5 protein-coding genes are annotated in these 4,479 nt (G+C 33.4%); all 5 read right to left on the bottom strand.

The features are described from left to right. A partial coding sequence (locus ABU914_RS11395; RefSeq protein ID WP_379669856.1) for a TipC family immunity protein occupies positions 1–482 on the bottom strand: 482 nt, incomplete at its 3' end. 56 nt (positions 483–538) lie between these two features. After that, complete coding sequence (locus tag ABU914_RS11390; RefSeq protein ID WP_379669855.1) at positions 539–2,089, bottom strand: hypothetical protein; 1,551 nt, start codon at positions 2,087–2,089, stop codon at positions 539–541. Between the two features lie 2 nt (positions 2,090–2,091). Next, entirely contained in the window at positions 2,092–2,442 is a 351-nt protein-coding gene (locus tag ABU914_RS11385) for a hypothetical protein (protein WP_379669854.1), read from the bottom strand. A gap of 14 nt (positions 2,443–2,456) precedes the next feature. Beyond that, positions 2,457–2,756, bottom strand: coding sequence for a TIGR04197 family type VII secretion effector (locus ABU914_RS11380; protein WP_379669853.1), 300 nt, complete (start codon positions 2,754–2,756; stop codon positions 2,457–2,459). A 402-nt stretch (positions 2,757–3,158) separates the two neighbouring features. Beyond that, positions 3,159–4,226: a hypothetical protein gene (locus ABU914_RS11375; protein ID WP_379669852.1), complete on the bottom strand. Its 1,068-nt coding sequence runs from the start codon at positions 4,224–4,226 to the stop codon at positions 3,159–3,161. Between the last annotated feature and the right edge of the window lie 253 nt (positions 4,227–4,479).

Here is a 4,479-nt window from a genome sequence, read left to right as displayed (position 1 = left end):
TCTTGATACCCTGTTAAATCTTCCTCTGTTAGATTGTGCTTCTTCATAAATTTTGCGATTTCTTCTGGAGCCTTTGTTTCAATATCCTTATGAGCAAGTTCATTCGATACGATTACAAGTTCAATTTCACTGATTATCAATTTCTTAGAATTCACGCTATATAGATAAGCAAATCGTAGCCCTTCAAATTTTTCACCTGCAGGATCATTTGAATAATCTAGCGTACCTACAAACTTAACTGTTTCTTCGTTTTTATCAAAAAATATACTTATACCTTCGTTGCTCTTTAAAGATTCATTTTTATACGATTCTTGATATAAATTTGGCAAATAATTCTCCCGCACTGTATTAGGTAAATTTTCTAACACCTGAGCCGATACAAGATTTTGAAAGCTTGTCGATGTATACATCATTGAAACAGGCTGCACTTCCGCATAATACATCTCATCAAACACATTTTTTACTTTTATTGCCTTATACACGTAATGACCTCCGATAAATAACAGAACGACACTTATTACAACATAAATTATTTTTTTCATTCGTAACTACCCATTTCATGTTTGTTTTCTTCAAGACTGCGAATAAAGTTGTACGTTTCAGGTGCTTTCTCTTTTAATTCATTCATATCTTTAATTTTCAATTCTGAAAATACCTGTTCTTTAACTTTTTCAATCGGTGTATGTTTTAGAAATAACTCTGCCCGTGTATAGGATTTGCCTACTTCTTGATAATATTTATTCACAGCGTCTTGATAAGATAAATGATGAGTTTTCATTAAATAATTAATATTTTCGGCATCTAAGTCTGCCTTATAATCATCATCTCCGAAGCTAGGAGGATCCCCTAACGTGGCATCACCTAACCAACCTGCTAAGTCTTCTATTTTCTCTTTTCCTGGATACAGATTGTGTAAAAGGCTATAACTTCCATCGTAAAGCATTGAAGAAGTTGTAATTTGTTGATGTGAAAAATCTCCTTTATTCACCATGTTATTATACTGATTAATCCAATATTTCTTAAACTCCTCTTTCGTTAATTTTCTTCCTATCGCTTTTTCCAAACTTGCCTTATAAATATCAATCTGACCATCTTTTTCGATCTGTTTCCAACTCAGTTTTTCCGGTGTAGAAACGATTTGGTTTTGTATTCGACTTTTATACCTCAGCAACTTGTATTCTTTCTTGGAAAAACCTAAATACTTTGTGAAAAATTCTTCTTCACTCATTCCGTTATAAGGAGATCCTGCTGTTTGCTTCCATTTAATTTCATCCCGATTCCAGCCTGGACCTCCATAACTAAAACCACCTATTAATCGTGTAAAGTAATAATCTAGTTCTACTTGTGTTGCATCAGGAAACTTCTCCTTTAATTTCTCTTTTAATTTCAGCATAAGCTTTATTTCTTCCTCTTCAAAGCCGAACTGTTCTTTCATTTGTTGTGAAAACTTTTCATCGTCATCGAGGAAAGAGTATTTCCAATCTTTCGATAAAATTTGACTCCATTCCATATCAGTTAGTGTAAATTCATATGTCTGTGTATCTTCATTCCAATAATTTTCGTCTGATATCATTAATAAGCCTGTTTCTATTTGAATTAATAAGTACTCAGCATATTCATAAAAACTTAATCCGTTAAATACGCGCAAGTCTTCAATCATTTGCAACATTTGTTTTGCTTTAAATATTTCTTGAATTAGATGTTGGCGATTAAAGGTAAAACCATCCAAAATTGCGTTTTTAAGCAAGTTTTGCCAATGAGTCACTTTGTCTATTAATATAAGAAGCTGAGCTTCATCAATGACAGCTAAAGGTGAAGGATCAACTAAGCTTTGAAATTGGCTTATAAACTTTTGATTCGCTTTAATAATTTCTTCGTTTGCACGAATCATTCCTCTCGTTAGCGCTCCATACGTAACGTCAAAGTAGATTTGCGCAGAACGATAAGATTTTCCTATTAATTCACCATCATTTATAAAGCTCTCTAATGCTTGTAAAACACTTTCCGCAGACTTGATTTTTTCGTTTAAAATGTTATTTATCCCTTGTATTTGCTCATGAACCTCTGGCATATGAACCTTTAATCCCATCTTCACTGCTCCTTAGCTTTTAATTCTGCATATGCCTTTTGCAATAATTCCCCTTTTTTCCTTAGCTGACTTTTTTGCTCTATAAGTCTTTCTTGGTGTTCATGTAATTCACTTTGCAGCTGTTTTCTCAGTTCAGAGTAATTAATGAATGACTGATTTAAATATCGATTCGCTCGTTCGCCTTTCCAGCCTTCACTAGTTTCATGGATTAAATATTTCCCTCGTTGTAAAATTGATTCAATTTCGATAAATTTATTATCTAACTTTTTTAATTGTAATGACGTTTTTTCTAAAGCTTCCTCATTTTGACCGATTTCTCTTAAAAGATTTCGACTCTTTTCTATAGATCCCATTATCATCCCTCAACCTAAATCGGCTTACTAGCATGATGACCACCGTTCATTTGACTAGCGATATGCTCATCACGTTCTTGAAACGATTGACCGATTGATTCAACACGCTTTACATCTTTTCTTAAACAGACGCAAAAATTGTTTGTCAACCGCTGTGAATCATTAAATACATCTTTCATTTGTTCATTTGGGTTTAGATTCGTATGTTCAGACATCGGAGGAATCCCCTTTACCTCTAATAACGATTCATTAGTCGCGGATATTTTTGCCGTTAATTTTTTTAAATATGAAAGGTGAGACTTTATCTCGGTCACCTGTCCGTTTTACTCCCTTCTCTGCTTATTTTCCACTTATAAGAATTGCTAACATACTAAATTTATTGTTAAATTTTAACATCATTAATTTAAAGTCGAAAGAATATTCTGACCCAGTACTTTATAAGGGATTTTTTAACTTTTAATACATGTATGCTAACCTGCGATTTTACAGTAAAGAATACTTTTGTTGCATCGAGCCGCCTCCCTTTGTCCGTGACTTTATCTAATACCCTTTACTTTTATGTTTTGTAATTTAGTAGACTTATCAAGTCAAATACTTAGCGTCCATTTGCCTCCATTTCTAGACTTCCTCGACTCAAGTCTTGAAACGGGGGCTTGCGGAAAGTTGCGATGTGATAAATTAATCGATTGATATATAACGATTTCTAATCAATTTCATTACCTATTTTCTTCAATATAAATAATCGAATAATGTGGTTTTTTCTCCGTTAATTCAACACTAACTTTAACGATTCCTGCTGTTCCAAAAATAAAACTAGGCGTATTTGATTCAAAAATGATTCGATCACTTGTGAATGATAAAATACCGATATCACCTAAACCTGACGCTGGTAATGTAGATTTTTTGATAATCGCGGCCTCGGGAATTTTTATCATCTTTTGCTTGTCGTTTTTTTCGATATAATGTTCGATCGTTAGCAGATAAAAGTGATAATTTTCCTCTCGAACACGATCATAATTTAATAGAACGGACTGACCATCTTGACTTAATAAATCAGCCTCATCTATTGTGTAAAACTGTTTCTTTTTCCTGTCCCAAACTGTCGAATAATTGAATGGTAAAAAGCGGCTATGCTTTTCTTGTATCATTGGGTTGGCTAACAGCAATTCCTCAAATACTTGCACGCTACTATTATTAATAAGTGCGTTTTCTTTTAACGGAATTACTTCAATATCTTCGTCAAAGAAAACAAAATAAGCACCACTTTCTCCTTTATAAGATTGAAGAATAAGCGCATCTTGATTAAAGTGGGTTAAATACCACTGTTCTGATACTACATCGATTGAGTGGACGTCTTTATCCTTTTTAATTACAATCTGTCCTGCCTCTAATGACACTTCAGGAAGACCGTATGATTTAAAGTTTATTTGTTCGAAAAATTGATCTAATGCTGGTCGAATCCTAACTTTTCCAACTCTGCCTGCTTTATGCTCCATCGAAGTGCTATTCTTCCACTTCTCAATATCAAATGAATAAAACTGTTTAGGTTCACTGCTTAGTTCTGTCTCTTTAAGATATATGACTGCATCGTCAATAACGTACCTTGTTTCATGCTGAAGTGATACTTCCTCTAATAATGTCTGTATGTATTCTTCATCATTCACCTTCCAATCAATTTTCTTCGCACCTTGATGAACGACAAATTGCCGCACTCCAAAAAACAGTACGATACTCCCTACAATAATTAAAATAATCAAACCGCAACCAATTAAAATTCTTTTCAAGATCACTTTCCCCCTCATTTCTTAGTCATTTTCCGACAATTTAGCTTGATGTTCACATAAAACTTTAACCGCTATCTTTATTTTAAATGACAACTTCTCGTGTTTTGCTTAAAAATCATGTTTTTCGCCTAGCAATACCAACTTTATCACTATTGATCAACTGTTTGTTTTATATAGTATGTGTCAAGTTATTCTCGGTTGTTCTTTTACACCAATATTTTCAGCACTCTATTTTTGTACGCTTTTTAGGCTA

Source organism: Pueribacillus sp. YX66 (genome assembly GCF_041725775.1).
Taxonomy (GTDB): Bacteria; Bacillota; Bacilli; order Bacillales; family UBA6769; genus Pueribacillus.
Note: the sequence above shows the minus strand (reverse complement) of the source record. Positions and strands in the feature narration are given on the sequence as shown.

What these genes read in the sequence shown, in the direction of transcription:
- ABU914_RS11385 (WP_379669854.1), bottom strand. Translation starts at nt 2,442, where the DNA reads ATGGGATCTATAGAAAAGAGTCGAAATCTTTTAAGAGAAATCGGTCAA.
- ABU914_RS11390 (WP_379669855.1), bottom strand. Translation starts at nt 2,089, where the DNA reads ATGGGATTAAAGGTTCATATGCCAGAGGTTCATGAGCAAATACAAGGG.